This window comes from Pseudomonas sp. TE21435 (assembly GCF_056279265.1).
The window spans coordinates 2,376,054-2,399,090 of record NZ_JBWBQZ010000001.1 but is presented as its reverse complement, the minus strand read 5'-3'; the positions used below and the strand labels follow the sequence as shown (position 1 = coordinate 2,399,090).

Here is a 23,037-nt window from a genome sequence, read left to right as displayed (position 1 = left end):
TATGCGCCCCGTCCACAGCGATGAACGAAAACGAAACGCCAGGCACCCAGCCAGCGCTTCGGTTCAAAGCGACATTGTGGGGCTATAGCTCAGCTGGGAGAGCGCCTGCATGGCATGCAGGAGGTCAGCGGTTCGATCCCGCTTAGCTCCACCAAATTCCGCTTGATGGCCAAGGCCGTCAGGCAAGACCGGTTCCAGCGAACGGGTCTTGAAGGTAAGAAGGTTCGTCCCCTTCGTCTAGTGGCCTAGGACACCGCCCTTTCACGGCGGTAACAGGGGTTCGAGTCCCCTAGGGGACGCCAGTTTTGCACAAGCGATGTTGCATGATGTCGCTGGGCCGAGAGGCTAGAAATCCGGGGCTATAGCTCAGCTGGGAGAGCGCCTGCATGGCATGCAGGAGGTCAGCGGTTCGATCCCGCTTAGCTCCACCAATTTTGCCGCGATTCGCGAGAGCGGATCGGCACGAAGGTTACGTCCCCTTCGTCTAGTGGCCTAGGACACCGCCCTTTCACGGCGGTAACAGGGGTTCGAGTCCCCTAGGGGACGCCACTTTTACCCGCGTTTTGCGGGAGTTGAAAGGCTCATCATCCAGATCGATGAGTCTTTTGTTTTACTCGGGGCTATAGCTCAGCTGGGAGAGCGCCTGCATGGCATGCAGGAGGTCAGCGGTTCGATCCCGCTTAGCTCCACCAATTCGCCACGATTCGCAACAGCGCGTCGGCACGAAGGTTAAAGTCCCCTTCGTCTAGTGGCCTAGGACACCGCCCTTTCACGGCGGTAACAGGGGTTCGAGTCCCCTAGGGGACGCCAATTTTTTACCTGCGTTTTGCAGGACTTATAAGGCTCATTCGCTTATTGAATGGGCCTTTTGTTTTTTCCGCTCTCCGAAAAAGTCCAGCTGTGCCGATCAATGGCCACAGATTCCGCTTGCCACAAAATATTATGAGCATAATATGTTGATCATAATATTTAGAGGTGAGCCATGAGCGACAAGAAGAGCAAGACCCGCCAACGCATCCTCGATGCGGCGCGCAGCGCACTGGTCCAGCAGGGACCGGCCGACCCGAGCGTCAGCCAGGTCATGGGCGCCGCGGGGCTGACGGTCGGCGGCTTCTATGCCCACTTCGACAGCAAGGACGAGCTCATGCTCGAAGCCTTCAGCCAGCTGCTAGCCGAACGCCGTGCCTTGCTCGCCCAGCTTGATCCAGCCCTTGACGGTACTGAGCGGCGTGCCTTGGTCGCGGCCTTCTACCTGTCGCGCAAGCACCGCGATGCCGAGGTGCAGGCCTGCCCGATTCCCAATGCGCTGAGCGAAATGCAGCGCCTGCCGGACGCCTTCCGTGACGTGCTGGCCGAACACATCGAGCTGATGACCGCGCAAATGGTCGACCGCCCCGAGGACATCGACAAGGCTCTCGCCGATTTCGCCCTGATGGTTGGCGGCCTCGCCGTGGCCCGCGCCCTGGGCGATGGCGAGCTGTCCGACCGGATACTGCGTGCCGCCAAGTCGGCGGTGATCTGAGCAACCTGACCCTGGAGCAAGGCGATGACTACCCTGAGCTGGATTCGTGGCGTCAATGGCACCCTCGGCCACCTGGCCCCTGAACATGTTGCCGGCAAGATGCGCCGCGCCTTCATGACCCCGCGCAACCTGCCGCCCAAACCATGGGAACTGCCGCTGCTGGCCAGGGCCGAGCGCATCACCTTGCGCTTTGGGTTGTCGGCATTGCGCTGGGGGCAGGGGCCGACGGTATTGCTGATGCATGGCTGGGAAGGTCGCCCCACCCAGTTCGCGGCACTGATCGAGCGGCTGGTGGACAGCGGCCATACCGTGGTGTCGCTGGAAGGGCCGGCACACGGGCGCTCGCCGGGCGAGCAAGCGCATGTGGTGGCGTTTGCCCGCGCGTTGCTCGAGGCCGCCGCCGAACTGCCGCCACTGCGCGCGGTGATCGGACACTCGATGGGGGGCGCAAGCCTGTTGCTGGCGCTGCAGTGGGGGCTGCGCACCGATGCGGCGGTGAGTATTGCCGCCCCGGCCCGCTTGCTCGGCGTGCTGCGGGGCTTTGCCCGGCGGCTTGGGTTGCCGGCCCGTGCCCGAGCGGCGTTTATCCGCCAAGTGGAGCGCGATGTCGGCGTCCAGGTGGCGCGCCTGGATGTCAGTGCCTATCAACTGGATGTGCCGGGCCTGGTGGTGCATGCCGAGGACGATCCCGTAGTGCTCGCCAGCGAGGCACCGCTGATTCACCAGGCTTGGTTCGACAGCCGCCTGCTGCTGCTCGAGGAGGGCGGCCATCAGCGGGTGCTAGCCGATCCGCGCCTGGGCCAGGCGGTGATCGAGCTGCTCGCACGCTCCACCGAGCGGGCGCGGCAAAGCGCCTGAGCATCCGGTACACTCTGCCCGTTCACTGAAAATCAGGAGCAGGCATGAGCTGGGATCTGGCGGCACCATTCATCATCGACCTTCGCGTTGGCAACGAGGATATCGACGGCCTCGGCCACGCCAACAACGCCGTCTACGTCACCTGGCTGGAGCGCTGCGCCTGGCGCCACTCCCAGCGCCTGGGGCTGGACCTGGCCGAGTATCGCCGGCTGGACCGGGCGATGGCGGTGGTCCGCCATGAGATCGACTACCTCGCCGCCGCCTATGAGGACGACGAGCTGCAACTGGCCACCTGGATCATCGACTGGGACCAGCGCCTGCGCATGACCCGGCGCTTCCAGCTCAAGCGCCCGAGCGACGGCGTGACCTTGCTGCGGGCGCAGACCACCTTTGCCTGCATCGAGCTGTCCAGCGGCAAGCCCAGGCGCATGCCGGCGGAATTCATCGACGGCTACGGCCCGGCGCTGACCGGCAGCTGACGGCTGGCGGAAGTTTGCTAGACTGCCGCCTTTTTCATGGCGAGGCCCTGAAATGCAAATTGCCCTGGCCCCCATGGAGGGGCTGGTCGACAACATCCTGCGCGACGTCCTGACCCGTGTGGGTGGTATCGATTGGTGCGTCACCGAGTTCATTCGTGTCTGCGACCGCCTGCTGCCGGCCTCTTCGTTCGAAAAGCTGGCGCCGGAGCTGCGCCAGGGCGCCCGCACCGCCGCCGGGGTGCCGATGCGTGTGCAATTGCTCGGCTCCGACCCGGTATGCCTGGCCGAGAACGCGGCGCTGGCCTGCGAGCTTGGTGCGCCGGTGATCGACCTGAACTTCGGCTGCCCGGCCAAGACCGTCAACAAGTCGCGGGGCGGGGCGGTGTTGCTCAAGGAGCCGGAGCTGTTGCATGCCATCGTCCGCGAAGTGCGCCGAGCGGTGCCGGCGCATATCCCGGTGACCTCGAAGATGCGCCTGGGCTACGACAGCCCCGACGGCGCCCTGGACTGCGCCACGGCACTGGCCGAGGGCGGCTCGGCACACCTGGTGGTGCATGCGCGGACCAAGGTAGAGGGCTACAAGCCGCCGGCCCACTGGGAATGGGTGGCGCGGGTGCAGGATGTGGTCAAGGTGCCGGTGTTCGCCAATGGCGAGATCTGGACCGTCGATGACTGGCGGCGTTGCCGCGAGGTCAGCGGTGCGAAAGACATCATGCTGGGGCGTGGGCTGGTGTCGCGCCCGGACCTGGCCCTGCAGATCGCTGCGGCCCGCGATGGCGTCGAGTACCAGCCGATGAGCTGGGAAGAACTGCTGCCGCTGCTGCGCGAGTTCTGGCGCCAGGCCCAGGACAAGCTGTCGCCACGCTACGCCCCGGGGCGGATGAAACAGTGGCTGGCGATGCTGACCCGCGGCTACCCCGAAGCGGTGACGCTGTTTGCCGAGCTGCGTCGTGAGGATGACTGTCAGCGGATCAGCGGGTTGCTGGGGATGGAAATCCACGCTGTCGAGGCTTGTGTTGCCTGAGCCGGCTTGATCGCAAAATTTTTTCATGCCAGCCCTTGAAAGCTCTTCGCCAGGACATATCTCTTGAGTACGCGATGCCGAAGTCGGGTCGCGTAGTGACTTAACTTGCTGAATCTCAGGAGTTCATGACCATGACTACCGCTTTCTCTCTCGCACCACTTTTCCGCAACTCCGTCGGTTTCGACCGCTTCAACGACCTGTTCGAAGCCGCCGCCCGTAACGAGGCGGGTAGCAGCTACCCACCCTACAACGTGGAAAAGCATGGCGATGATCACTACCGCATCGTGGTCGCCGCCGCCGGCTTCCAGGAGCAGGACCTCGACCTGCAGGTCGAAAAAGGTGTTCTTACCGTGACCGGCGGCAAGCGCGACGGCAGCAGCGAAGGCGTCACCTTCCTGCACCAGGGCATCGCCCAGCGCGCCTTCAAGCTGTCGTTCCGCCTGGCCGACCACATCGAGGTCAAGGGCGCGGGCCTGGCCAATGGCCTGCTCAGCATCGAACTGCTGCGCATCGTGCCGGAAGAAGCCAAGGCCAAGCGTATCCCGATCAACGGCGACAAACCGGCGTTGAACTGATTTCAGCGCAGTGAAGAAAGGGCACCTTCGGGTGCCCTTTTTGCATTCTGCGGCGCCTCCAGCCGGGTTAGCGCCTCAGTAATCCGCCGGTGCCTCCAGCAGTATCTGGCGAAACTCCGGTAACGGCAGTGGTCGGCTGTGCAGATAGCCCTGGTACAGATGGCAACCCAGCCGCTCGAGGAACTCCAGCTGCTCGGTCAGTTCCACGCCCTCGGCAATCACCGCCAGCTCCAGGCTGCGGGCCATGGCGACAATGGCGCGGACGATCTCGGCGTCGTTGGGGTCGACCGGTGCGTCGCGTACGAAGGTCTGGTCGATCTTCAACGCATCCACCGGCAGACGCTTTAGGTAGGTGAGCGACGAATAGCCCGTGCCGAAGTCGTCCATGGCGAAGCTGACGCCGTGGTGCTTGAGTTCGCGCATCTTGCTGATGGTGTCCTCGAGGTTCTGGATGACGATGCCTTCGGTGATCTCCAGTGTGAGCATGCGCCGGGGCAGGCGGTAGTCGTCGAGGCTGCGCAGCACCCGCTCGACGAAGTCGTTCTGGCGGAACTGCCGTGGGCTGATGTTGACGCACAGGCTGAAGTCGTCGGCGTCGATCAGCCCGTCTGCGAGCATGCGCGCGCAGGCGTCGCAGGCTTCGTCGAGGATCCAGCTGCCGACCTCGAGGATCAGGCCACTTTCTTCCAGAACCTGGATGAACTGCGCCGGAGGCTGCTGGCCCAGTTGCGGGTGGTGCCAGCGCAGCAGGACTTCGGCGCCGACGATACGGTTGTCGCGGGCGTCGACCTGGGGTTGGAAGTGCAGGGCCAGTTCACCGCGGGCCAGGGCCAGGCGCAGGTCGCTCTCCATGCGCAGGCGCTCGCTGGCGGCCTTCTGCATGGTGGTGTGGAACAACTGCGTGGTGTTGCGCCCGGAGTCCTTGGCGCGGTACAGGGCGATGTCGGCACGCTTGAGCAGGTCGGCGGGGGTGGCGCCATGGTCGGGTATCAACGCCACGCCGATGCTCGGCGTGACCTGCAGGCGCTGGCCGTCCAGCGACATCGGTTCGGCCAGCAGCTCGCGCAGGGTGTCGGCCAGTTCGCGAACCTTGTTTTCCACCTGCTCGCGGCTGCCTTCCAGGCCGCTGAGCAGCACCACGAACTCGTCGCCGCCCAAGCGCGCCACAGTGTCCTCCAGCCGCACGCTGGCCTCGAGACGGGCAGTAATGATCTTCAGTACCGTGTCGCCCACCGGGTGCCCGAGCGAGTCGTTGATGTGCTTGAAGTGGTCCAGGTCGAGGAACAGCAGGGCGCCGCGCAGGTTGTGGCGCTTGAGCAGGGCGATCTGCTGGCTCAGGCGGTCCATCAGCAGGGCGCGGTTGGGCAGGTTGGTCAGCGGGTCGTGGTACGCCAGGTGGCGGATCTGCGCCTGGGCGTTCTTCAGCAGGCTGACATCGCGAGCGGTAAGCAGCAGGCAGTCGGTTTCGTTGAGGCTGATCGGCTCCACCGACACTTCCACGGTAAGGATGTCGCCGCGCTTGTTGCGGCCCAGCATCTCCCGGTGATGCACCCGGCCGCGCTCGCGCAGCTCGTTGAGCAGGGCGGCGCGCTGCTTCTCGTCGGCCCAGATGCCGATTTCGTAGACCGTGCGGCCGACCACCTCTTCGGGGCTGTAGCCGGTCAACCGGCTGAAACCGTCGTTGACCTCCACGTAGCGCCCGCTGTGGCGCTCGGTGATGGTGATGGCGTCGGGGCTGGAATGGAACGCCTTGGCGAATTTCTCCTCGCTGGCCTTGAGCGCTGCCTCGGCGCGCTGCTGCTGGGTGATGTCGCGCAGGGTGGTGACGCTGCATGGCTGGCTGTCGACGCTGATCAGGCGGCTGGAGATCACGCAGGTCAGCGGCGTGCCGTTGCGGTGGTTGACCACCACCGCCACATTGCTCAAGGCCTGGTCGCGGATCACCCGTTCGATGCGTTGGGCGCGTTCGGCCGACTCGGCCCACAGGCCGATTTCCTCGGCGGTGTGGCCGAGGATCTGCTCCGGGGCCCAGCCGAAGGTCTGGCTGAACGCCGGGTTGATCTCGATGAACTGGCCACTGTCCTGCCGGGTCACGCAGATCGGGTCGGGGCTGACCTGGAACAGGCTGGCGAACTTTTCCTCCGAGGCCGTCAGGCGCTGCTCGCGCTCCACCTGGTCGGTGATGTCGAGCAGGGTGCCGGCCATACGCAGCGGGTTGCCCTGGTCGTCGCGGTACAGGCGGGCGCGGCTTTCGATGTAGCGCGAGGCGCCGTTGTCGAGTTGCACCCGGTAGGTGATCTGGTAGTTGCCGGCCGGCCCTTCGCGCAGGCTGCGGTAGGCCTGGCGCATGACGCTGCGCTCATGCTCGGGCACACCTTCGAAAAAGGCCTCGAACGATTCGTGGAAGGGCACCGGGTCCAGCCCGTGCAGTTGCGCGGCGCGGGCCGAGCCGTAGAGCATGCCGCTGGGGATGTGCCAGTCCCAGGTACCCAGCTGGGCCGAGTCCAGGGCCAGGTCGAGGCGCTCCTGACTGTCCTTGAGCGCCTGTTCGGCGCGTTTGCGCTCGGTGGTGTCGACGAAGGTGCTGATCAGGTAGGTGACGCCTTCGAGCTCGATGCCCTGGGTGCAGAGAATGCCATCGTGGATCTTGCCGTTGGTAGCGCGGAACTGCACCTCGAGGGTCAACGGGCCGCTACCTGCGCGGGTGGCGTCCAGTACCTGGTGACGTTGCTCGGGGTTGACCCACAGGCCCAGTTCCACGCTGGTCTTGCCAACCACTTGAGCGCCTGGCCAGCCAAACATGTGCTCGAAGTGCTGGTTGACCTCGATGATCAGGCCGTCGTGGCGGCGGGTCAGGAGAATGGCATTGGGGCTGAGATGGAACAGGGTGGCGAAGCGCTTCTCCGAATTGATCAGTGCGGTTTCCCGCTCGCGCTGGCGGGTGATCTCGCGGATCACCCCGATCATCTGCGGGCGGCCATGGGGGTCGTGGGTCAGGCTGCCGTTGATCTCCAGCCAGTGCACGCTGCCATCGGGCCAGCGGATGCGATGGCGCATGGCCTGCTCGACCGGTTCGCCGTTGACCACGGCCTGGAACGCCTGGCGTGTGCGCGCGCGGTCCTCCTCGGGCAGCAGGTCGAGGTAGTCGACGTCGTTGGGCAGCGGGCGTTGCGGGTCGAAGCCGAACAGCGCCTGGGTACCCCGCGACCAGCTCACCCGGCCACTCTCGATGTCCCACAGCCAGGCGCCCAGGCGTGCGGCGTTGAGCGCGGCCAGCAACTGGGGAGCGTTCTGCCAGGCCTGTTCCGACTCCTGGGGGTCGGCCGCGGGAATACGGGGCAGGCGCGGAAAGCGGTTTGCTGATTTGGGCATCGATACCAGACCTTTGGCGGAAAACGCGTCCTTGTGGAGAGAAATGCCGTGCCTGCGACCGGTCAGGCAGCCCCGGCGTGGCTGTCGAGCAGCGCCATGAAGGCCCTGGCCGCATTCGATAGCGTGCGCTCCGTGTGCAATATGTAGCCTAGCTGGCGTGACAGCTGTATGCCGGGCAGGGCGATGGGCGCAACCTGCTCATCGAGCATAGTACGTGGCAGCACACTCCAGGCCAGGCCGATCGACACCATCATCTTGATGGTTTCCAGGTAGTTGGTGCTCATGGCGATGTTCGGCACCAGGCCCTGGCTTTCGAACAGGCGCTGGACGATGTGGTGGGTGAAGGTATTGCCGCCGGGAAACACCGCTGGGTGGCGCGCAACGTCGGCCAGGCTGACCCGCTGGTTGCTGGCCAGCGGGTGTTCGGGGGCGGCGACGAAATCCAGGGCGTCGTCCCACACCGCCACGGCCTTGACCAGGTGATGGGGCTCGGGCGCGAGGGTGATGACGGCAATTTCGGCGCGGCCATGGAGGATTTCATCGTAGGCCGCTTCCGAATCGAGGAACTGAATATCCAACGCCACCAAGGGGTACTGTCGAGTAAAAGCCCGTAATAGTGGGGGCAAACGGTGCAAACCGATGTGATGGCTGGTGGCCAGCGTCAGGCGACCCGCCACCTCTCCGGTCAAATTGGTCAATGCGCGACGAGTATCATCGAGGACGTTGAGGATCTGATAGGCGCGCGGCAACAGGGCCCGGCCAGCTTCGGTCAGGGTCACTTCACGGCCCAGGCGATCGAACAGGCGTACATCCAGTTGCTGCTCCAGCCCGGCGATGCGTTTGCTGATGGCGGGCTGGGTCAGGAACAGACGTTCGCCGGCTCCGGAAAAGCTCCCGGTTTCGGCGATGGCGATAAAGGCGCTGAGGTTGGCCAGGTCCACGGTTAGAATTCCTGTTGGTTATCCAAAGCATGAAAATTATGAATTTGAGTTATTCAATCTATCGCCATAGCATCGTCCGTACAAGCCAAGGGGTCTTTGGCATAGAAAGACGCTGATGAGGAACAGTCTGATGGCTGGCAAAACGCTCTACGACAAACTCTGGGAAGCTCATGAGGTCAAGCGCCGCGATGACGGCTCGTCCTTGATCTACATAGATCGCCACATCATTCACGAAGTGACTTCGCCCCAGGCTTTCGAAGGCCTGCGCCTGGCCAGCCGCAAGCCCTGGCGTATCGATGCCAACATCGCCACTCCTGATCACAACGTACCGACCACGCCGGAGCGCAAGGGCGGTATCGAGGCCATCGCCGACCAGGTGTCGCGCCTGCAGGTGCAGACCCTCGATGAGAACTGTGACGAATATGGCATCGTCGAATTCAAGATGAATGACGAGCGTCAGGGTATCGTGCACGTCATCAGCCCGGAGCAGGGCGCGACCTTGCCCGGCATGACCGTGGTCTGCGGCGACTCGCACACTTCCACCCATGGCGCGTTTGGCGCCCTGGCCCATGGCATCGGCACTTCCGAGGTCGAGCATGTGCTCGCCACCCAGTGCCTGGTGGCCAAGAAAATGAAAAACATGCTGGTGCGCGTCGAGGGTCAATTGCCCGCTGGCGTCACCGCCAAGGACATCGTCCTGGCCGTGATCGGCAAGATCGGCACCGCCGGCGGCAATGGCCATGCCATGGAGTTCGCCGGCAGCGCGATCCGCGATTTGTCGATGGAAGGCCGCATGACCATCTGCAACATGTCCATCGAGGCCGGTGCTCGTGTGGGATTGGTCGCGGTCGACGAGACGACCGTCAACTACGTCGAGGGTCGTCCCTATGCGCCGAAGGGCGAGCAGTGGACGCAGGCCATCGAGGCCTGGAAAGGATTGGTCTCCGATGGCGACGCCGTGTTCGACACCGTGGTCGAGCTCGACGCAGCACAGATCAAGCCACAAGTCAGCTGGGGCACTTCGCCGGAGATGGTCCTGGCCGTCGACCAGCGCGTGCCGGACCCGGCCGCCGAGCCCGACCTGATCAAGCGCGGCTCGATCGAGCGCGCCCTCAAGTATATGGGCCTGGCCGCCAACCAGGCGATCACCGACATCCAGCTCGACCGCGTGTTCATCGGCTCGTGCACCAACTCGCGCATCGAAGACCTGCGCGCCGCCGCTGAGATCGCCAAGGGCCGCAAGGTCGCCGCCAACGTCAAGCAGGCGCTGGTGGTGCCGGGTTCGGGTCTGGTCAAGGCCCAGGCCGAGCGCGAAGGGCTGGACAAGATTTTCCTCGAGGCCGGCTTCGAGTGGCGTGAACCGGGCTGCTCGATGTGCCTGGCGATGAACCCGGACCGCCTGGAAAGCGGCGAGCACTGCGCGTCCACCTCCAACCGCAACTTCGAAGGCCGCCAGGGCGCCGGTGGCCGTACCCACCTGGTCAGCCCGGCCATGGCCGCCGCCGCCGCGGTGACCGGCCACTTCATCGATGTCCGCGAGTTGATCCAAGGGAGCGCAGCATGAAAGCCTTTACCCAGCACACTGGCCTCGTCGCGCCTTTGGACCGTGCCAACGTCGACACCGACCAGATCATCCCCAAGCAGTTCCTCAAGTCGATCAAGCGCACCGGCTTTGGCCCCAACCTGTTCGACGAGTGGCGCTACCTGGACGTCGGCCAGCCCTACCAGGACAACAGCAAGCGCCCGCTGAACCAGGAGTTCGTGCTCAACCACGCGCGCTACCAGGGGGCCAGCGTGCTGCTGGCGCGGGAGAACTTCGGTTGCGGCTCGAGCCGCGAGCACGCCCCATGGGCGCTCGATGAGTACGGCTTCCGCAGCGTGATCGCGCCGAGCTTCGCCGATATTTTCTTCAACAACAGCTTCAAGAATGGCCTGTTGCCGATCATTCTCGACGCCGCCGAAGTCGACGAGCTGTTCAGGCAAGTCGAGGCCAACCCGGGCTACCAGTTGACCATCGACCTCGACGCCCAGGCCGTGACTCGCCCGGACGGCAAAGTGCTGAAGTTCGAAATCGACGCTTTCCGCAAGCACTGCCTGCTCAATGGCCTGGACGACATCGGCCTGACCCTGCAGGACCGCGACGCGATCAAGGCGTTCGAGGGCAAGCACCGCGCCAGCCAGCCGTGGTTGTTCCGCGATTGATGTGGCAGCGGGCTTGCTCCGCGATCAGCGCCACCGGACACTGAGTTTTATCCGGCGCGCCCGCAAGGCGCGCCGCTCGATTGGATAGAGGAAAGCATGAGCAAGCAGATTCTGATTCTCCCAGGTGATGGTATTGGTCCGGAAATCATGGCCGAAGCGGTCAAGGTGCTGGAGCTGGCCAACGACAAGTTCCAGCTCGGCTTCAGCCTCACCCACGACGTGATCGGTGGCGCGGCCATCGACAAGCACGGCGTGCCGCTGGCCGACGAGACCCTGGCGCGCGCGCGCCAGGCGGACGCCGTGCTGCTGGGCGCCGTGGGCGGCCCGAAGTGGGACAAGATCGAGCGTGACATCCGCCCGGAGCGCGGCTTGCTGAAGATCCGCTCGCAACTGGGCCTGTTCGCCAACCTGCGCCCGGCCATCCTCTATCCGCAACTGGCCGACGCCTCGTCGCTCAAGCCCGAGATCGTCGCCGGCCTGGACATCCTCATCGTCCGCGAGTTGACCGGTGGCATCTACTTCGGTGCACCACGCGGCCAGCGCGAGCTGCAGGGCGGCGAGCGCCAGGCGTACGACACCCTGCCATACAGCGAAAGCGAAGTGCGCCGTATTGCCCGCGTCGGCTTCGACATGGCCCGCGTGCGCGGCAAGAAGCTGTGCTCGGTGGACAAGGCCAACGTCCTGGCTTCCAGTCAGCTGTGGCGTGAAGTGGTCGAGGATGTGGCCAAGGACTACCCGGACGTCGAGTTGAGCCACATGTACGTCGACAACGCCGCCATGCAGTTGGTGCGCGCGCCCAAGCAGTTCGACGTGGTGGTGACCGACAACATGTTCGGCGACATCCTGTCGGATGAGGCTTCCATGCTCACCGGTTCCATCGGCATGCTGCCTTCGGCGTCGCTGGATGCCGACAACAAGGGCATGTACGAGCCGTGCCACGGCTCGGCGCCGGACATCGCCGGGCAGGGCATCGCCAACCCATTGGCAACCATTCTTTCGGTATCGATGATGCTGCGCTACAGCTTCAACCAGTCGGCCGCCGCCGAGGCGATCGAGCAGGCGGTGAGCCTGGTGCTGGGCCAGGGCCTGCGCACCGGTGACATCTTCTCCGAAGGTTGCCGCAAGGTCGGTACGCAGGAAATGGGCGACGCAGTAGTCGCAGCGCTGCGGAATCTGTAATCTCTCTGGCCCGCCACCCAAAACTCCCGGTGGCGGCCCACTTTTAGCAAAGGTGTAGTTGCGATGAAACGTGTAGGTCTGATCGGTTGGCGTGGAATGGTCGGTTCCGTGCTCATGCAGCGGATGCTCGAAGAGCAGGACTTCGACCTGATCGAGCCGGTGTTCTTCACCACCTCCAATGTGGGTGGCCAGGGCCCGGCCGTGGGCAAGGACATTGCGCCGCTCAAGGATGCCTACAACATCGAAGAGCTCAAGACCCTCGACGTCATCCTGACCTGCCAGGGCGGCGACTACACCAACGAAGTGTTCCCCAAGCTGCGTGAAGCTGGCTGGCAGGGCTACTGGATCGACGCGGCCTCGTCCCTGCGCATGCAGGATGACGCGGTGATCATCCTCGACCCGGTCAACCGCAAGGTCATCGACCAGCAGCTGGATGCGGGCACCAAGAACTACATCGGCGGCAACTGCACCGTCAGCCTGATGCTGATGGGCCTGGGCGGCCTGTTCGAAGCCGGCCTGGTCGAGTGGATGAGCGCCATGACCTATCAGGCGGCCTCCGGCGCCGGCGCGCAGAACATGCGTGAGTTGATCAAGCAGATGGGCGGTATTCACGCGGCGGTCGCCGATGACTTGGCTAACCCGGCCAGCGCCATCCTCGACATCGACCGCAAGGTGGCCGAGGCCATGCGCGGCGAGGGCTTCCCGACTGACAACTTCGGCGTGCCGCTGGCCGGCAGCCTGATCCCGTGGATCGACAAGGAGCTGCCAAACGGCCAGAGCCGCGAAGAGTGGAAGGCCCAGGCCGAGACCAACAAGATTCTCGGCCGCTTCAAGAGCCCGATTCCGGTCGATGGCATCTGCGTGCGGATTGGCGCCATGCGTTGCCACAGCCAGGCGCTGACCATCAAGCTGAACAAGGACGTGCCGCTGGCGGATATCGAAGGCATGATCAGCCAGCACAACCCTTGGGTGAAGCTGGTGCCTAACCAGCGTGAGATCAGCATGCAGGAGTTGAGCCCTACCCAGGTGACAGGGACCCTGAACGTGCCTGTCGGGCGTTTGCGCAAGCTGAACATGGGGTCGCAGTACCTCGGGGCCTTCACTGTTGGCGACCAGCTGCTGTGGGGGGCTGCGGAGCCGCTGCGGCGGATGTTGCGGATTCTGCTGGAGCGGTGATCTGGGTGGTTTGAGTTGGATTTTGAAGGACCCGTGTTGCGAGAGTGATGCGGGTTTTTTTATTGGTGCTAGATTGGTTGTTGGTTGTTGGTTGTTGGTTGTTGGTTGTTGGTTGTTTTGATTTTTTTATTCGCATTCATTTGCGATGTCGACGCATAGTCACCTTTCCGCCCTTACGGCGGCTTACTTTGGTCGTGGCCAAAGTAAGCAAAGCCGTGGCGCTCCATTCATCCGGCCCTCCGCTTCGCTCCGGGTTCCCTCACTCCGGCCTTGCTCCCGGGAGGACCGCGCTGAACGCCCCATCCTGGGGCGCAGCGCTTGACGGGCATCCATGCCCGTCACCTCCCTCCGCAAGACCTGCGTTCGGCCTCCTGAAGTCGCGAAGTTACGGGCGGCGCCTGCACTAACGCAGCTAGTCGCTAGTTGCCATTGTGGGAACTCTAGATCAACATCGCGGGGCAAGCCCGCTCCCACCATAGTTTGACTACGTGATTCAACGTGAGAGCGGGCTTGCCCCGCGATAGCGTAATGAAGAACAACATAACAGCCACTAATAAAACCAACATATCTGCTCTTGATCTGCTCTTGATCTGCTCTTGATCTGCTCTTGATCTGCTCTTGATCTGCTCTTGATCTGCTCTTGATCTGCTCTTGATCTGCTCTTGATCTGCTCTTGATCTGCTCTTGATCTGCTCTTGATCTTGCTTCTAAGCGCGCGATAGTTCAGGCGCCACCAATTGCGACTTCAGGAGGCCGAGTGGAGTTCTTGCGTAGTGGGGCGACGGCCATGGATGGCCGTCGAGCGCTGCGCCCCAGGATGGGGCGTACAGCGCGGTACCCACGGGAGCAAGAACGGAGCGAGGGAACCCCGGAGCGAAGCGCAGGGGCCGTATGAACGGAGCCGAACGGTTTTGCCTACTTTTCCCACGAGAAAAGTAGGCCGCCGTAATGGCGGAAGGGTGATAATGCGTCGACATCGCCAATGAATGCGCATAAATAAATCAAAACCCACACTCTTGAACCCGAACCCGAACCCGAACCCGAACCCGAACCCGCCCCTACCTCCCACCCCACAATCCAAGTAAAGTGCCGCTCCCCGCCGTACCCCCTGGAAAAGGAACCGATCTCATGACCCCCAACGCCCTGGACATAGCCGTAATCGGCGCCACCGGCACAGTAGGTGAATCCCTCGTCCAGATCCTCGAGGAAGTGGCCTTCCCGGTCTCCACCCTGCACCTGCTGGCCAGCATGGAGTCCGCCGGCAGCAGCGTCATGTTCGCGGGCAAGAAACTGAAGGTCCGCGAAGTGGACAGCTTCGATTTCTCCCAGGTCAGGCTGGTCTTCTTCGCCGCCAGCCCTGCCGTAAGCCGCAGCTTCGTGCCCAAGGCCATCGCCGCCGGTTGCGCGGTGATCGACCTGTCCGGCGCCTTGGACGACGCCATCGCGGTGGTCCCGGAAGCCAACGCCGAGCGCATAGCCGAACTGTCGCAGCCCGCACTGATCACCAGCCCGAGCGCCGGCGCGGTAGCCTTGGCGGTGGCGCTGGCGCCGCTCAAGGGTTTGCTCGATATCGAGCGCGTTCAGGTCAATGCCTGCCTGGCAGTTTCGGAGCAGGGCAGGGAGGCCGTCAGCGAGCTCGCCCGGCAGACCGCCGAACTGCTCAACGCACGCCCTCTGGAGCCGCGCTTCTTCGATCGCCAGGTCGCCTTCAACCTGCTCCCCCAGGTCGGTACACCCGATGAACAGGGCCACACCAATGTAGAACGCCGTCTAGTCAATGAACTGCGTCAGGTATTGGACCTGCCGCAACTGAAGATTTCCGTGACCTGCATTCAAGTCCCGGTGTTTTTCGGCGATAGCTTCAGTGTCGCCGTGCAAAGCCGTAATCCGGTCGACCTGGTGGCCGTTAACGCCGCGCTGGAGGCTGCCGACGGCATCGAGCTGGTCGAGCCGGGTGATTATCCGACGCCTGTGGGTGACGCGGTGGGCCAGGACGTGGTCTATGTTGGACGTGTACGCCACGGTGTCGATGAAGACCAGCAGCTCAATCTCTGGCTGACCACCGACAATGTGCGCAAGGGCGCGGCGCTGAACGCCGTGCAGGCGGCACAATTGTTGATAAAACACATGGCGTAAAAGATACTGCGAGCTATTTTGTCCTGCACCGCCCAAGGGTTTTCGGGACGTTTCATACAAGGGAAGAGTTCATGCTTCGAATTCGCAAACTGGTTCTGGCCATCGCGGCAGCCTCGGCGCTGTCGTCCGGGGTGGCGAACGCTCTGGGGTTGGGTGAGCTGACCCTCAAGTCGGCGCAGAACCAGCCGCTGGATGCCGAGATCGAACTGCTCGACGTGCGCGACCTCTCCGCGGCGGAAATGGCGCCAAGCCTGGCGTCGCCGGAAGAGTTCGCCAAGGCCGGGGTGGCCTTCCCGCCTTACCTCGAAGACCTCACCTTCACGCCGGTGATCAACCCCAACGGCAAGAGCGTGCTGCGGGTTACCTCCAGCAAGGCGCTGCCGGAGCCGGTGGTCAAGTTCCTGGTCCAGGTCATGTGGCCCCAGGGCCGCCTGCTGCGCGACTACAGCGTGCTGCTCGACCAGGCCCAGGCCCAGGGCAGCCAACCGGCCCCGGCGGGCATCAACCCGGCTGTCAGTGCGGGCAGCTATACCACCAAGCGCCGTGACACCCTCTGGCAGATCGCCGCGCGCAACACCAACGGCGGCTCGATCCAGCAGACCATGCTGGCCATCCAGGCGCTGAACCCGGATGCCTTCATCGGCAACAACATCAACCAGCTCAAGACTGGCCAGGTGCTGCGCCTGCCCGATCAGCAGCAGGTGCAGAGCATTCCCCAGGCCCAGGCCAACCGCGAAGTCGCCGAGCAGTACGCAGCCTGGCGCGAAGGCCGCCGCCTCGGCCCGCGTGCACGGCAGCTGGATGCCACCCGCCGTGGCGAGGCTGGCGCGGCCCCCGCGCGCATCGCCCAGGGCGACAACCTGCGCCTGGTGGCGCCGGGCGGCAAGGGCGCGGCCGGCGAGGCCAAGGCGCTGGGCGACAAGCTGGCCATGGCCCAGGAAAGCCTCGACACCAGCCGCCGTGACAACGATGAACTCAAGAGCCGCATGGTCGACCTGCAGAGCCAGCTGGACAAGCTGCAGCGCCTGATCGAGCTGAAGAACGACCAGCTGGCGCGTCTGGAGGCCCAGGGCGTCGCGGCGCCACAGCCACCGGCAGCGGCGCTGCCGGGCGAGCCGGCTCCGGCGCAACCTGCGGTGAACGCGCAACTGACCCCTGCCGAACCGGTGGTCGCCCCGGCGCCTGCCGCGGCCGACACCGCACCACAGGATGCGGCAGCCGAGGCACCGGCCAGCGAAGAGCCCGGCATGCTCGACCAACTGCTGGGCAATCCGCTGTTGCTGGGCTTGATTGCCGGGTCCGCATTCCTGGTGCTGCTGTTGCTGCTGCTGCTTCTGGCCCGCAAGCGCAAGGCCCAGCAGGAAGCTGAGAAACACCTGCGCATGGCCCGTGCCCTGGCCGAGGATGGCGAGCGTGGCCCGGACCTGGACTTGCCTCCGAGCAGTTTTGAAGGCCTGGATGTGTCGGCGCCAAGCGTGACTCTGTCGCCTGCGGTAGTGGCTGCCTCGGCTGCTGCAGCCGTTGCGGCGGAAAAGCCTGCGGCGCCTGCCGACGTCGTCGCCCCGGCGGCTGATCCGCGCGCGGCGTTGCTGGCCGAGGTGGATGAAAGCCTGGCCCGTGGTCGCCTCAACCATGCCGCCGACCTGCTGGAAGCCGCGGTGGCCTCCGAGCCACAGCGCAGCGATCTGCGCCTCAAATTGATGGAAGTCTACGCACGTCAGGGCGACCAGGACGCGTTCGCTGGCCAGGAGCGCAAGCTGGTGGTCAACGACGCGAACCAGGCCGAGGTCGCCGCGCTCAAGGAGCGCTTCCCGGCCATGCTGGGTGTCGCGGCGGTTGCGGCAGGCGCTGCCGGGGCCGCGGCCCTGGCCGCCGAGCTGGATGAGCAGTATGTCCAGGACCTGCTGCAGGACAAGGAGCTGGAGCTGGGTGAAAGCGCGCCGGAAGTCGTCGTGGAGCCGGTCGTGGCGGCCGAACCAGAGCCTGAGCCAGAGCCTGTGGTCGAAGAGGCCGACCTGGACAGCGCCTTCGACCTGAGCCTGGGCGATGACCTGCCGGTGGATGACCACCTCGACCTGGCCGGTCTCGAGGACCTGGTCGTCGAGGCGCCCGAAGCCGAGGCTGCACCCGCCGTTGCCGAAACCGATGCCGACGACGATTTCGAGGCATTGCTCGCCCAGGCGCAGGCGACACCGCAAAATGTCGACGACTTGGCTGAATTCGATCTGGATGTCGCCGAAGAGCCGGCGGCTCCGACCGGCAGCGAGGAGGCCCCGGTGGACGTGGCGGCCGAGCTGGCGGCCTTCGAGGCGATTCCGGAGTTTGATCCGATCTCCGAGCTGGAGCTGCCCGAGGACTTCGACCTGTCGCTGTCGCTGGACGACGACTCGCCGGCGGCGAAGAACTTCGCCTCGGAGCTGGACGACGTCAATGCCGAGCTCGACAAGCTGTCGCAGAACCTCGAGACCCCATCGGTTGCACAACCATCGTTCACCGCCGAGGACGCGGCGCTGGAGCCCGAGCCGCTGGACGACCTGGACTTCGACTTCTTCTCCGGCGCCGACGAGGTAGCCACCAAGCTCGACCTGGCCCGCGCCTACATCGACATGGGCGACCATCAGGGCGCCCGTGACATCCTCGACGAAGTGGTCAAGGACGGCGACGACAGCCAACGCGAGGAAGCCAACGAGATGCTCTCGCGCCTGGTCTGACGCAAAGCTGTACATCGCGGGGCAAGCCTGCTTTCACGCAAGACGTGGGGCGGGCTTGCCCCGCGATCATTTCGGCCCCTGCACGGTTTGCCGGTATACTTCCGCCTTTCGTTTCATCATCAGGTTTGCCGCTCTTGGACATCATCGACACCGCCGCCGCCGAATCGGCTGCCGAAGGCTACACCCGCATCGCTTTGGGCGTGGAATACAAAGGTTCGCGCTATCGCGGCTGGCAACGCCAGGCCAGCGGCGTGCCGAGTGTCCAGCAGGCCCTGGAACAGGCGCTGTCGACGGTGGCCAACGAACCAATCTCGGTGATCTGCGCCGGGCGCACCGATGCCGGCGTCCATGGCTGCGGGCAGATCGTGCATTTCGACACCCGCGCCGTGCGCGACGAGCGCGCCTGGACCCTGGGCACCAACTTCAACCTGCCCCACGACATCAGCGTGGTCTGGTCGGCGCCCATGCCTGCACACTTCCATGCCCGCTTCAAGGCCACCGCGCGGCGCTACCGCTACGTGATCTACAACGACCCGATCCGCCCGGCGCACCTGGCCGAGGAAGTCACCTGGAACCACCGCCCGCTGGACGTCGAGCGCATAGCCGAGGCCGCGCAGTACCTGCTGGGTACCCATGACTTCAGTGCCTTTCGCGCCAGCCAGTGCCAGGCCAAGTCGCCGATCAAGCACATCCACCACCTGCGTGTGACCCGGCATGGGCGGATGATCGTGCTGGATGTGCGTGCCACCGCGTTCCTGCACCACATGGTGCGCAACATCGCCGGCGTGCTGATGACCATCGGCGCCGGTGAGCGTCCGGTGGAGTGGGCCCGCGAGGTGCTGGAGGGGCGCAACCGCCGTGACGGCGGGGTAACCGCGCACCCTTACGGTCTTTACCTGGTGCAGGTGGAGTACCCGGAAGAATACGCGCTGCCGCAGCGTTACATCGGCCCACACTTTCTTACTGGCTACGAGGCGCTGGCGGACTGACGGAGCACAGGTCATTTGTTACCATCGGCGCTTTCCCGATCACTCAAGGTTCGCTGTCCATGAGCAATGTTCGCAGCAAGATCTGCGGGATTACCCGCATCGAGGATGCCCTGGCTGCGGTCGAGGCCGGCGCCGACGCCCTCGGTTTCGTCTTCTATGCGAAAAGCCCGCGGGCGGTGGACGTGCGTCAGGCGCGGGCGATCATCGACGCGCTGCCGCCGTTCGTGACCACCGTGGGGCTGTTCGTCAACGCCTCGCGCTGCGAGCTCAACGAGATCCTCGAAGTGGTTTCCCTGGACCTGCTACAGTTCCACGGCGATGAAACCCCCGCCGATTGCGAGGGCTATCACCGCCCCTGGATCAAGGCCCTGCGGGTGCGCCCGGGGGATGACCTGGAGGCCGCCTGCCGGCACTACGCTGGCGCTCGCGGCATCCTGCTGGATGCCTATGTACCAGGCGTGCCGGGAGGAACCGGCGAGGCGTTCGACTGGTCACTGATTCCGCAACACCTGAGCAAGCCGATCATCCTTGCCGGTGGCCTGTCGGCTGACAACGTCGCCGAGGCCATTCGCCGGGTGCGCCCGTACGCGGTGGATGTCAGCGGCGGCGTGGAGCAGGCCAAGGGCATCAAGGATGTGGCAAGGATCGAAGCCTTCATGCAGGCGGTCAAACACGCGTGAACGCGGATGTGACGGCTGGCCGCGCGCCATCGTCCATAGCTTTCGCAGCCCGGTGCTGTCAGGTCGCGCCAGAGCGCGGGGCATGCCGGGGAAGAATTGGAGGTGGGGCGGCCCAAGGTCGGCCCATCGTCGCTTTACAGAAGAATTTGAGCTCAAGGGCAGGGCGGGGCCGCAAAGGTCTCCCCGGCCAATACTGGAGAAAGCAAGCATGAGCAACTGGTTGGTAGACAAACTGATCCCTTCGATCATGCGTTCCGAGGTGAAGAAGAGCTCGGTACCGGAAGGGCTGTGGCACAAGTGTCCGTCCTGCGAAGCCGTGCTGTATCGCCCGGAGCTGGAAAAGACCCTCGACGTCTGCCCTAAGTGCAACCACCACATGCGTATCGGCGCGCGCGCGCGCATCGATATCTTCCTCGATCCAGAAGGTCGTGCAGAACTGGGCGCCGACCTGGAGCCGGTCGATCGCCTGAAGTTCCGTGACGGCAAGAAGTACAAGGACCGCCTGACCGCTGCGCAGAAGCAGACCGGTGAGAAGGACGCGCTGATCTCCATGAGCGGCACCCTGATGGGCATGCCGATCGTGGTCAGCGCCTTCGAGTTCTCCTTCATGGGCGGCTCGATGGGCGCCATCGTCGGCGAGCGTTTCGTGCGTGCTGCCAACTACGCGCTGGAAAATCGCTGCCCGATGGTCTGTTTCTCCGCTTCCGGCGGTGCGCGCATGCAGGAAGCACTGATCTCGCTGATGCAGATGGCCAAGACTTCCGCCGTGCTGGCGCGCCTGCGCGAAGAAGGCATTCCGTTCATCTCGGTGCTGACCGACCCGGTCTACGGCGGCGTTTCCGCCAGCCTGGCGATGCTTGGCGACGTGATCGTCGGCGAGCCGAAGGCGCTGATCGGCTTTGCCGGCCCGCGGGTAATCGAGCAGACCGTGCGCGAGAAGCTGCCGGAAGGCTTCCAGCGCAGCGAGTTCCTGCTGGAGCACGGTGCCATCGACCTGATCATTTCCCGTGACGAGCTGCGTCCGCGCCTGGCCCGCCTGCTGGCGCAGATGACTGGCCAGCCGACCCCGGAAGCGGCCAAAGAGGTCGCCGCCGTCGCGTGATGAACCAGCGCAGCCTGGGCGACTGGCTCGCCTACCTCGAACAGTTGCACCCCTCGGCCATCGACATGGGCCTGGAGCGCTCGCAACAGGTGCTTGCGCGCCTGGGGCTGGGCGCGCTGGCGCCCCGTGTGGTCACGGTGACCGGCACCAACGGCAAGGGCTCGACCTGCGCCTTCATGGCCGCGTTGCTGCGCTCGCAGGGGCTAAGGGTCGGGGTGTACAGTTCGCCGCATCTGCTGCGTTACAACGAACGGGTGCTGATCGACGGCCAGGAGGCCAGCGATGAGCGCCTGTGCGAAGCGTTCGCCGCCGTGGAAGCGGCGCGGGGCGAGATCTCGCTGACCTATTTCGAAATGGGCACCCTGGCGGCGTTCTGGCTGTTCAGGCAAGCCGCACTGGATGCCGTGGTGCTCGAGGTCGGTTTGGGTGGCCGGCTGGATGCGGTCAACCTGGTGGATGCCGACATCGCGCTGGTCACCAGCATTGGCGTCGACCACGTCGATTACCTGGGCGATAGCCGCGAGTCGGTAGCCTACGAGAAGGCGGGAATCTTCCGCCAGGGCAAGCCTGCGCTGTGCGGTGACCTTGATCCGCCGCAGCCTTTGTTGGACAAGGTGCGCGAGCTGGATTGCCTGTTCTTCCTGCGTGGACGTGATTTCGACCTGGATAGCAGCGTTGACCACTGGCATTGGCGTGGTCGCCAGCTCGACGGTTCGCCCGTTGAACTGCATGACCTGCCGTTGCTCGACCTGCCCATGGAGAATGCCGCCCTGGCCTTGCAGGCCTTCCTGCTGATGGGGCTGCCGTGGGATGCCGACAAGGTTCGTCAGGCTTTGCTCGATACCCGTATCACCGGTCGCCTTGACCGGCGTGGTCTGTCATTCCAGGGTAAGCGTGTCGAGCTGTTGCTGGATGTCGGTCACAATCCGCACGCCGCCGAGTATCTGGCCCGCCGCCTGGCGGCACGCCCGGTGAGGGGGCGACGCCTGGCGGTCTTCGGCCTGTTGGCAGACAAGGACCTGCCCGGCGTGCTTGCGCCGCTGCGCGGTCAGGTCTCCGACTGGGCGGTGGCGCCGCTGGACACGCCGCGCAGCCGCCCGGCCGCGGAACTGGCGGATGCCTTGACGAACCTCGGTGCGACGGTGAAGTCTTACGCCAGTGTTGCGGCTGCCCTCGAAGGGCAGTGCGCCCGGGCGACGGCGGATGACCAGATCCTGCTGTTCGGTTCGTTTTTCTGCGTCGGCGAGGCCCTGGCCTGGCTTGAGCGGCAGGTTTCCGAGGATGGAGTAGATGGCAGTGCTGGATAAAGGGATGAAGCAGCGCATGGTCGGTGCGCTGGTGCTGGTGGCGCTGGCGGTGATCTTCCTGCCGATGTTGTTCACCCGCGAGGACGAGATGCGCCAGGTGCGTGTCGAGGCGCCGGAAGCGCCGGCTATGCCCAATCTGCCCCAGGTGCAGGTGGAGCCTGTGCAGGTGCCGGAGCCACAACCGCTGCCGGAGCAGAGCGAGCAGCCTGTAGTGGTGGTTGACGAGTCCACGGCGCCGGTGGCTACGCCGAGCCAGCCGATCACTCCGGCGCCGACTGCGCCGCAACCTCAGCCCAAACCGCAGACCCCGGTGCCCGCTCCGGCGGTAGCCAAGGTCGAGCCCCGTCCGGCGCCTGCACCGAGCGCGGCGCCTACCGCGCCCGCGGCCAAGCCCGCTACGCCGTCGAAGATCGACGTCAACGGCCTGCCGGTGAGCTGGTCGATCCAGTTGGCCAGCCTGTCCAATCGGGCCGGTGCCGACAATCTGCAGAAGACCCTGCGCAGCCAGGGCTACAACGCCTATATTCGTTCGGCGGACGGCATGAACCGGGTATTCGTCGGACCGTTGATCGAGCGAGCGGAAGCCGAGCGCCTGCGTGATGTGATTAATCGCCAGCAGAACCTAAAGGGCATCGTGGTACGTTTCCAGCCGGAACGTGGTTAGCATCTATCGCGGGGCAAGTCGCATCGGCGCACCGAAGCGACTTGCCCCGCGATGGTTTTCAAACCTGTAAAGCTGTCCCCGGAGTCAGCCTGCAGCCCTTCAAACTCCTGACATTCCGCT

Annotated in this window: 18 protein-coding genes and 6 tRNA genes; 22 read left to right on the top strand and 2 right to left on the bottom strand. The window is 64.6% G+C overall.

Going from position 1 to position 23,037, the window contains the following annotated elements; translation table 11 throughout:
- The first annotated feature begins 78 nt into the window (after positions 1–78).
- From ACZ9C1_RS10780 to ACZ9C1_RS10730, 11 genes are all read left to right on the top strand, one after another.
- Positions 79–154: transfer RNA gene (locus tag ACZ9C1_RS10780), tRNA-Ala, on the top strand.
- A 72-nt stretch (positions 155–226) separates the two neighbouring features.
- Positions 227–302, top strand: a tRNA-Glu gene (locus tag ACZ9C1_RS10775).
- Between the two features lie 53 nt (positions 303–355).
- Positions 356–431, top strand: a tRNA-Ala gene (locus ACZ9C1_RS10770).
- Positions 432–473: 42 nt separating this feature from the next.
- A tRNA-Glu gene (locus tag ACZ9C1_RS10765) sits at positions 474–549 on the top strand.
- A gap of 67 nt (positions 550–616) precedes the next feature.
- Positions 617–692 (top strand) — tRNA-Ala (locus ACZ9C1_RS10760).
- Between the two features lie 42 nt (positions 693–734).
- Positions 735–810 (top strand) — tRNA-Glu (locus ACZ9C1_RS10755).
- Positions 811–982: 172 nt separating this feature from the next.
- Entirely contained in the window at positions 983–1,522 is a 540-nt protein-coding gene (locus tag ACZ9C1_RS10750; protein ID WP_102685389.1) for a TetR/AcrR family transcriptional regulator, read from the top strand.
- Positions 1,523–1,546: 24 nt separating this feature from the next.
- A complete protein-coding gene (locus ACZ9C1_RS10745; protein ID WP_102685390.1) occupies positions 1,547–2,380 on the top strand; it encodes an alpha/beta fold hydrolase in 834 nt (277 codons plus the stop codon).
- Positions 2,381–2,424: 44 nt separating this feature from the next.
- Complete coding sequence (locus tag ACZ9C1_RS10740; protein WP_102685391.1) at positions 2,425–2,859, top strand: acyl-CoA thioesterase; 435 nt, start codon at positions 2,425–2,427, stop codon at positions 2,857–2,859.
- 52 nt (positions 2,860–2,911) lie between these two features.
- Positions 2,912–3,883 carry a tRNA dihydrouridine synthase gene (locus tag ACZ9C1_RS10735; protein WP_110704144.1) on the top strand — a complete coding sequence of 324 codons (972 nt, stop codon included), beginning with the start codon at positions 2,912–2,914 and terminating at the stop codon, positions 3,881–3,883.
- A 131-nt stretch (positions 3,884–4,014) separates the two neighbouring features.
- Positions 4,015–4,458, top strand: coding sequence for an Hsp20 family protein (locus ACZ9C1_RS10730; protein ID WP_031315058.1), 444 nt, complete (start codon positions 4,015–4,017; stop codon positions 4,456–4,458).
- 75 nt (positions 4,459–4,533) lie between these two features.
- Here ACZ9C1_RS10730 and ACZ9C1_RS10725 read toward each other — a convergent pair whose 3' ends face one another.
- Both ACZ9C1_RS10725 and ACZ9C1_RS10720 read right to left on the bottom strand, forming a co-directional pair.
- Positions 4,534–7,830: a PAS domain S-box protein gene (locus ACZ9C1_RS10725; RefSeq protein WP_102685393.1), complete on the bottom strand. Its 3,297-nt coding sequence runs from the start codon at positions 7,828–7,830 to the stop codon at positions 4,534–4,536.
- Between the two features lie 62 nt (positions 7,831–7,892).
- On the bottom strand, positions 7,893–8,771 hold the full coding sequence (locus tag ACZ9C1_RS10720; RefSeq protein ID WP_102685394.1) for a LysR family transcriptional regulator: 879 nt from the start codon (positions 8,769–8,771) through the stop codon (positions 7,893–7,895).
- Positions 8,772–8,901: 130 nt separating this feature from the next.
- Between ACZ9C1_RS10720 and leuC the strand changes: the two genes are divergently transcribed.
- The 11 genes from leuC to ACZ9C1_RS10665 all read left to right on the top strand — a co-directional run bounded on the left by leuC (position 8,902) and on the right by ACZ9C1_RS10665 (position 22,917).
- Positions 8,902–10,335: a 3-isopropylmalate dehydratase large subunit gene (leuC, locus tag ACZ9C1_RS10715; protein WP_102685395.1), complete on the top strand. Its 1,434-nt coding sequence runs from the start codon at positions 8,902–8,904 to the stop codon at positions 10,333–10,335.
- Positions 10,332–10,973, top strand: a complete 642-nt coding sequence (gene leuD, locus ACZ9C1_RS10710) for a 3-isopropylmalate dehydratase small subunit (protein WP_110704150.1) — start codon at positions 10,332–10,334, stop codon at positions 10,971–10,973. The genes leuC and leuD overlap by 4 nt, the downstream gene beginning before the upstream one ends.
- A gap of 96 nt (positions 10,974–11,069) precedes the next feature.
- Entirely contained in the window at positions 11,070–12,152 is a 1,083-nt protein-coding gene (leuB, locus tag ACZ9C1_RS10705) for a 3-isopropylmalate dehydrogenase (RefSeq protein WP_476253968.1), read from the top strand.
- Positions 12,153–12,215: 63 nt separating this feature from the next.
- Positions 12,216–13,328 carry an aspartate-semialdehyde dehydrogenase gene (gene asd / locus ACZ9C1_RS10700; RefSeq protein ID WP_023630514.1) on the top strand — a complete coding sequence of 371 codons (1,113 nt, stop codon included), beginning with the start codon at positions 12,216–12,218 and terminating at the stop codon, positions 13,326–13,328.
- Between the two features lie 1,128 nt (positions 13,329–14,456).
- Positions 14,457–15,464, top strand: a complete 1,008-nt coding sequence (locus ACZ9C1_RS10695) for an aspartate-semialdehyde dehydrogenase (protein ID WP_277505181.1) — start codon at positions 14,457–14,459, stop codon at positions 15,462–15,464.
- 71 nt (positions 15,465–15,535) lie between these two features.
- Positions 15,536–18,175 (top strand): motility hub landmark protein FimV, encoded by a 2,640-nt coding sequence (locus tag ACZ9C1_RS10690; protein ID WP_476253967.1) that lies wholly within the window; start codon positions 15,536–15,538, stop codon positions 18,173–18,175.
- Positions 18,176–18,309: 134 nt separating this feature from the next.
- Positions 18,310–19,164, top strand: coding sequence for a tRNA pseudouridine(38-40) synthase TruA (truA, locus tag ACZ9C1_RS10685; RefSeq protein WP_476253966.1), 855 nt, complete (start codon positions 18,310–18,312; stop codon positions 19,162–19,164).
- Positions 19,165–19,223: 59 nt separating this feature from the next.
- The gene (locus tag ACZ9C1_RS10680; RefSeq protein ID WP_277505177.1) at positions 19,224–19,844 is read left to right on the top strand and encodes a phosphoribosylanthranilate isomerase; all 621 of its coding nucleotides are present in this window, start codon (positions 19,224–19,226) and stop codon (positions 19,842–19,844) included.
- A 208-nt stretch (positions 19,845–20,052) separates the two neighbouring features.
- Positions 20,053–20,946 (top strand): acetyl-CoA carboxylase, carboxyltransferase subunit beta, encoded by an 894-nt coding sequence (gene accD, locus ACZ9C1_RS10675; protein WP_028690439.1) that lies wholly within the window; start codon positions 20,053–20,055, stop codon positions 20,944–20,946.
- A complete protein-coding gene (folC, locus tag ACZ9C1_RS10670; protein ID WP_277505175.1) occupies positions 20,946–22,253 on the top strand; it encodes a bifunctional tetrahydrofolate synthase/dihydrofolate synthase in 1,308 nt (435 codons plus the stop codon). The genes accD and folC overlap by 1 nt, the downstream gene beginning before the upstream one ends.
- Positions 22,237–22,917, top strand: a complete 681-nt coding sequence (locus tag ACZ9C1_RS10665; RefSeq protein ID WP_277505171.1) for an SPOR domain-containing protein — start codon at positions 22,237–22,239, stop codon at positions 22,915–22,917. The genes folC and ACZ9C1_RS10665 overlap by 17 nt, the downstream gene beginning before the upstream one ends.
- Positions 22,918–23,037: the final 120 nt, after the last annotated feature.

What these genes read in the sequence shown, in the direction of transcription:
- ACZ9C1_RS10750 (WP_102685389.1), top strand. Translation starts at nt 983, where the DNA reads ATGAGCGACAAGAAGAGCAAGACCCGCCAACGCATCCTCGATGCGGCG.
- ACZ9C1_RS10745 (WP_102685390.1), top strand. Translation starts at nt 1,547, where the DNA reads ATGACTACCCTGAGCTGGATTCGTGGCGTCAATGGCACCCTCGGCCAC.
- ACZ9C1_RS10740 (WP_102685391.1), top strand. Translation starts at nt 2,425, where the DNA reads ATGAGCTGGGATCTGGCGGCACCATTCATCATCGACCTTCGCGTTGGC.
- ACZ9C1_RS10735 (WP_110704144.1), top strand. Translation starts at nt 2,912, where the DNA reads ATGCAAATTGCCCTGGCCCCCATGGAGGGGCTGGTCGACAACATCCTG.
- ACZ9C1_RS10730 (WP_031315058.1), top strand. Translation starts at nt 4,015, where the DNA reads ATGACTACCGCTTTCTCTCTCGCACCACTTTTCCGCAACTCCGTCGGT.
- ACZ9C1_RS10725 (WP_102685393.1), bottom strand. Translation starts at nt 7,830, where the DNA reads ATGCCCAAATCAGCAAACCGCTTTCCGCGCCTGCCCCGTATTCCCGCG.
- leuC (WP_102685395.1), top strand. Translation starts at nt 8,902, where the DNA reads ATGGCTGGCAAAACGCTCTACGACAAACTCTGGGAAGCTCATGAGGTC.
- leuD (WP_110704150.1), top strand. Translation starts at nt 10,332, where the DNA reads ATGAAAGCCTTTACCCAGCACACTGGCCTCGTCGCGCCTTTGGACCGT.
- leuB (WP_476253968.1), top strand. Translation starts at nt 11,070, where the DNA reads ATGAGCAAGCAGATTCTGATTCTCCCAGGTGATGGTATTGGTCCGGAA.
- asd (WP_023630514.1), top strand. Translation starts at nt 12,216, where the DNA reads ATGAAACGTGTAGGTCTGATCGGTTGGCGTGGAATGGTCGGTTCCGTG.
- ACZ9C1_RS10695 (WP_277505181.1), top strand. Translation starts at nt 14,457, where the DNA reads ATGACCCCCAACGCCCTGGACATAGCCGTAATCGGCGCCACCGGCACA.
- ACZ9C1_RS10690 (WP_476253967.1), top strand. Translation starts at nt 15,536, where the DNA reads ATGCTTCGAATTCGCAAACTGGTTCTGGCCATCGCGGCAGCCTCGGCG.
- ACZ9C1_RS10680 (WP_277505177.1), top strand. Translation starts at nt 19,224, where the DNA reads ATGAGCAATGTTCGCAGCAAGATCTGCGGGATTACCCGCATCGAGGAT.
- accD (WP_028690439.1), top strand. Translation starts at nt 20,053, where the DNA reads ATGAGCAACTGGTTGGTAGACAAACTGATCCCTTCGATCATGCGTTCC.
- folC (WP_277505175.1), top strand. Translation starts at nt 20,946, where the DNA reads ATGAACCAGCGCAGCCTGGGCGACTGGCTCGCCTACCTCGAACAGTTG.
- ACZ9C1_RS10665 (WP_277505171.1), top strand. Translation starts at nt 22,237, where the DNA reads ATGGCAGTGCTGGATAAAGGGATGAAGCAGCGCATGGTCGGTGCGCTG.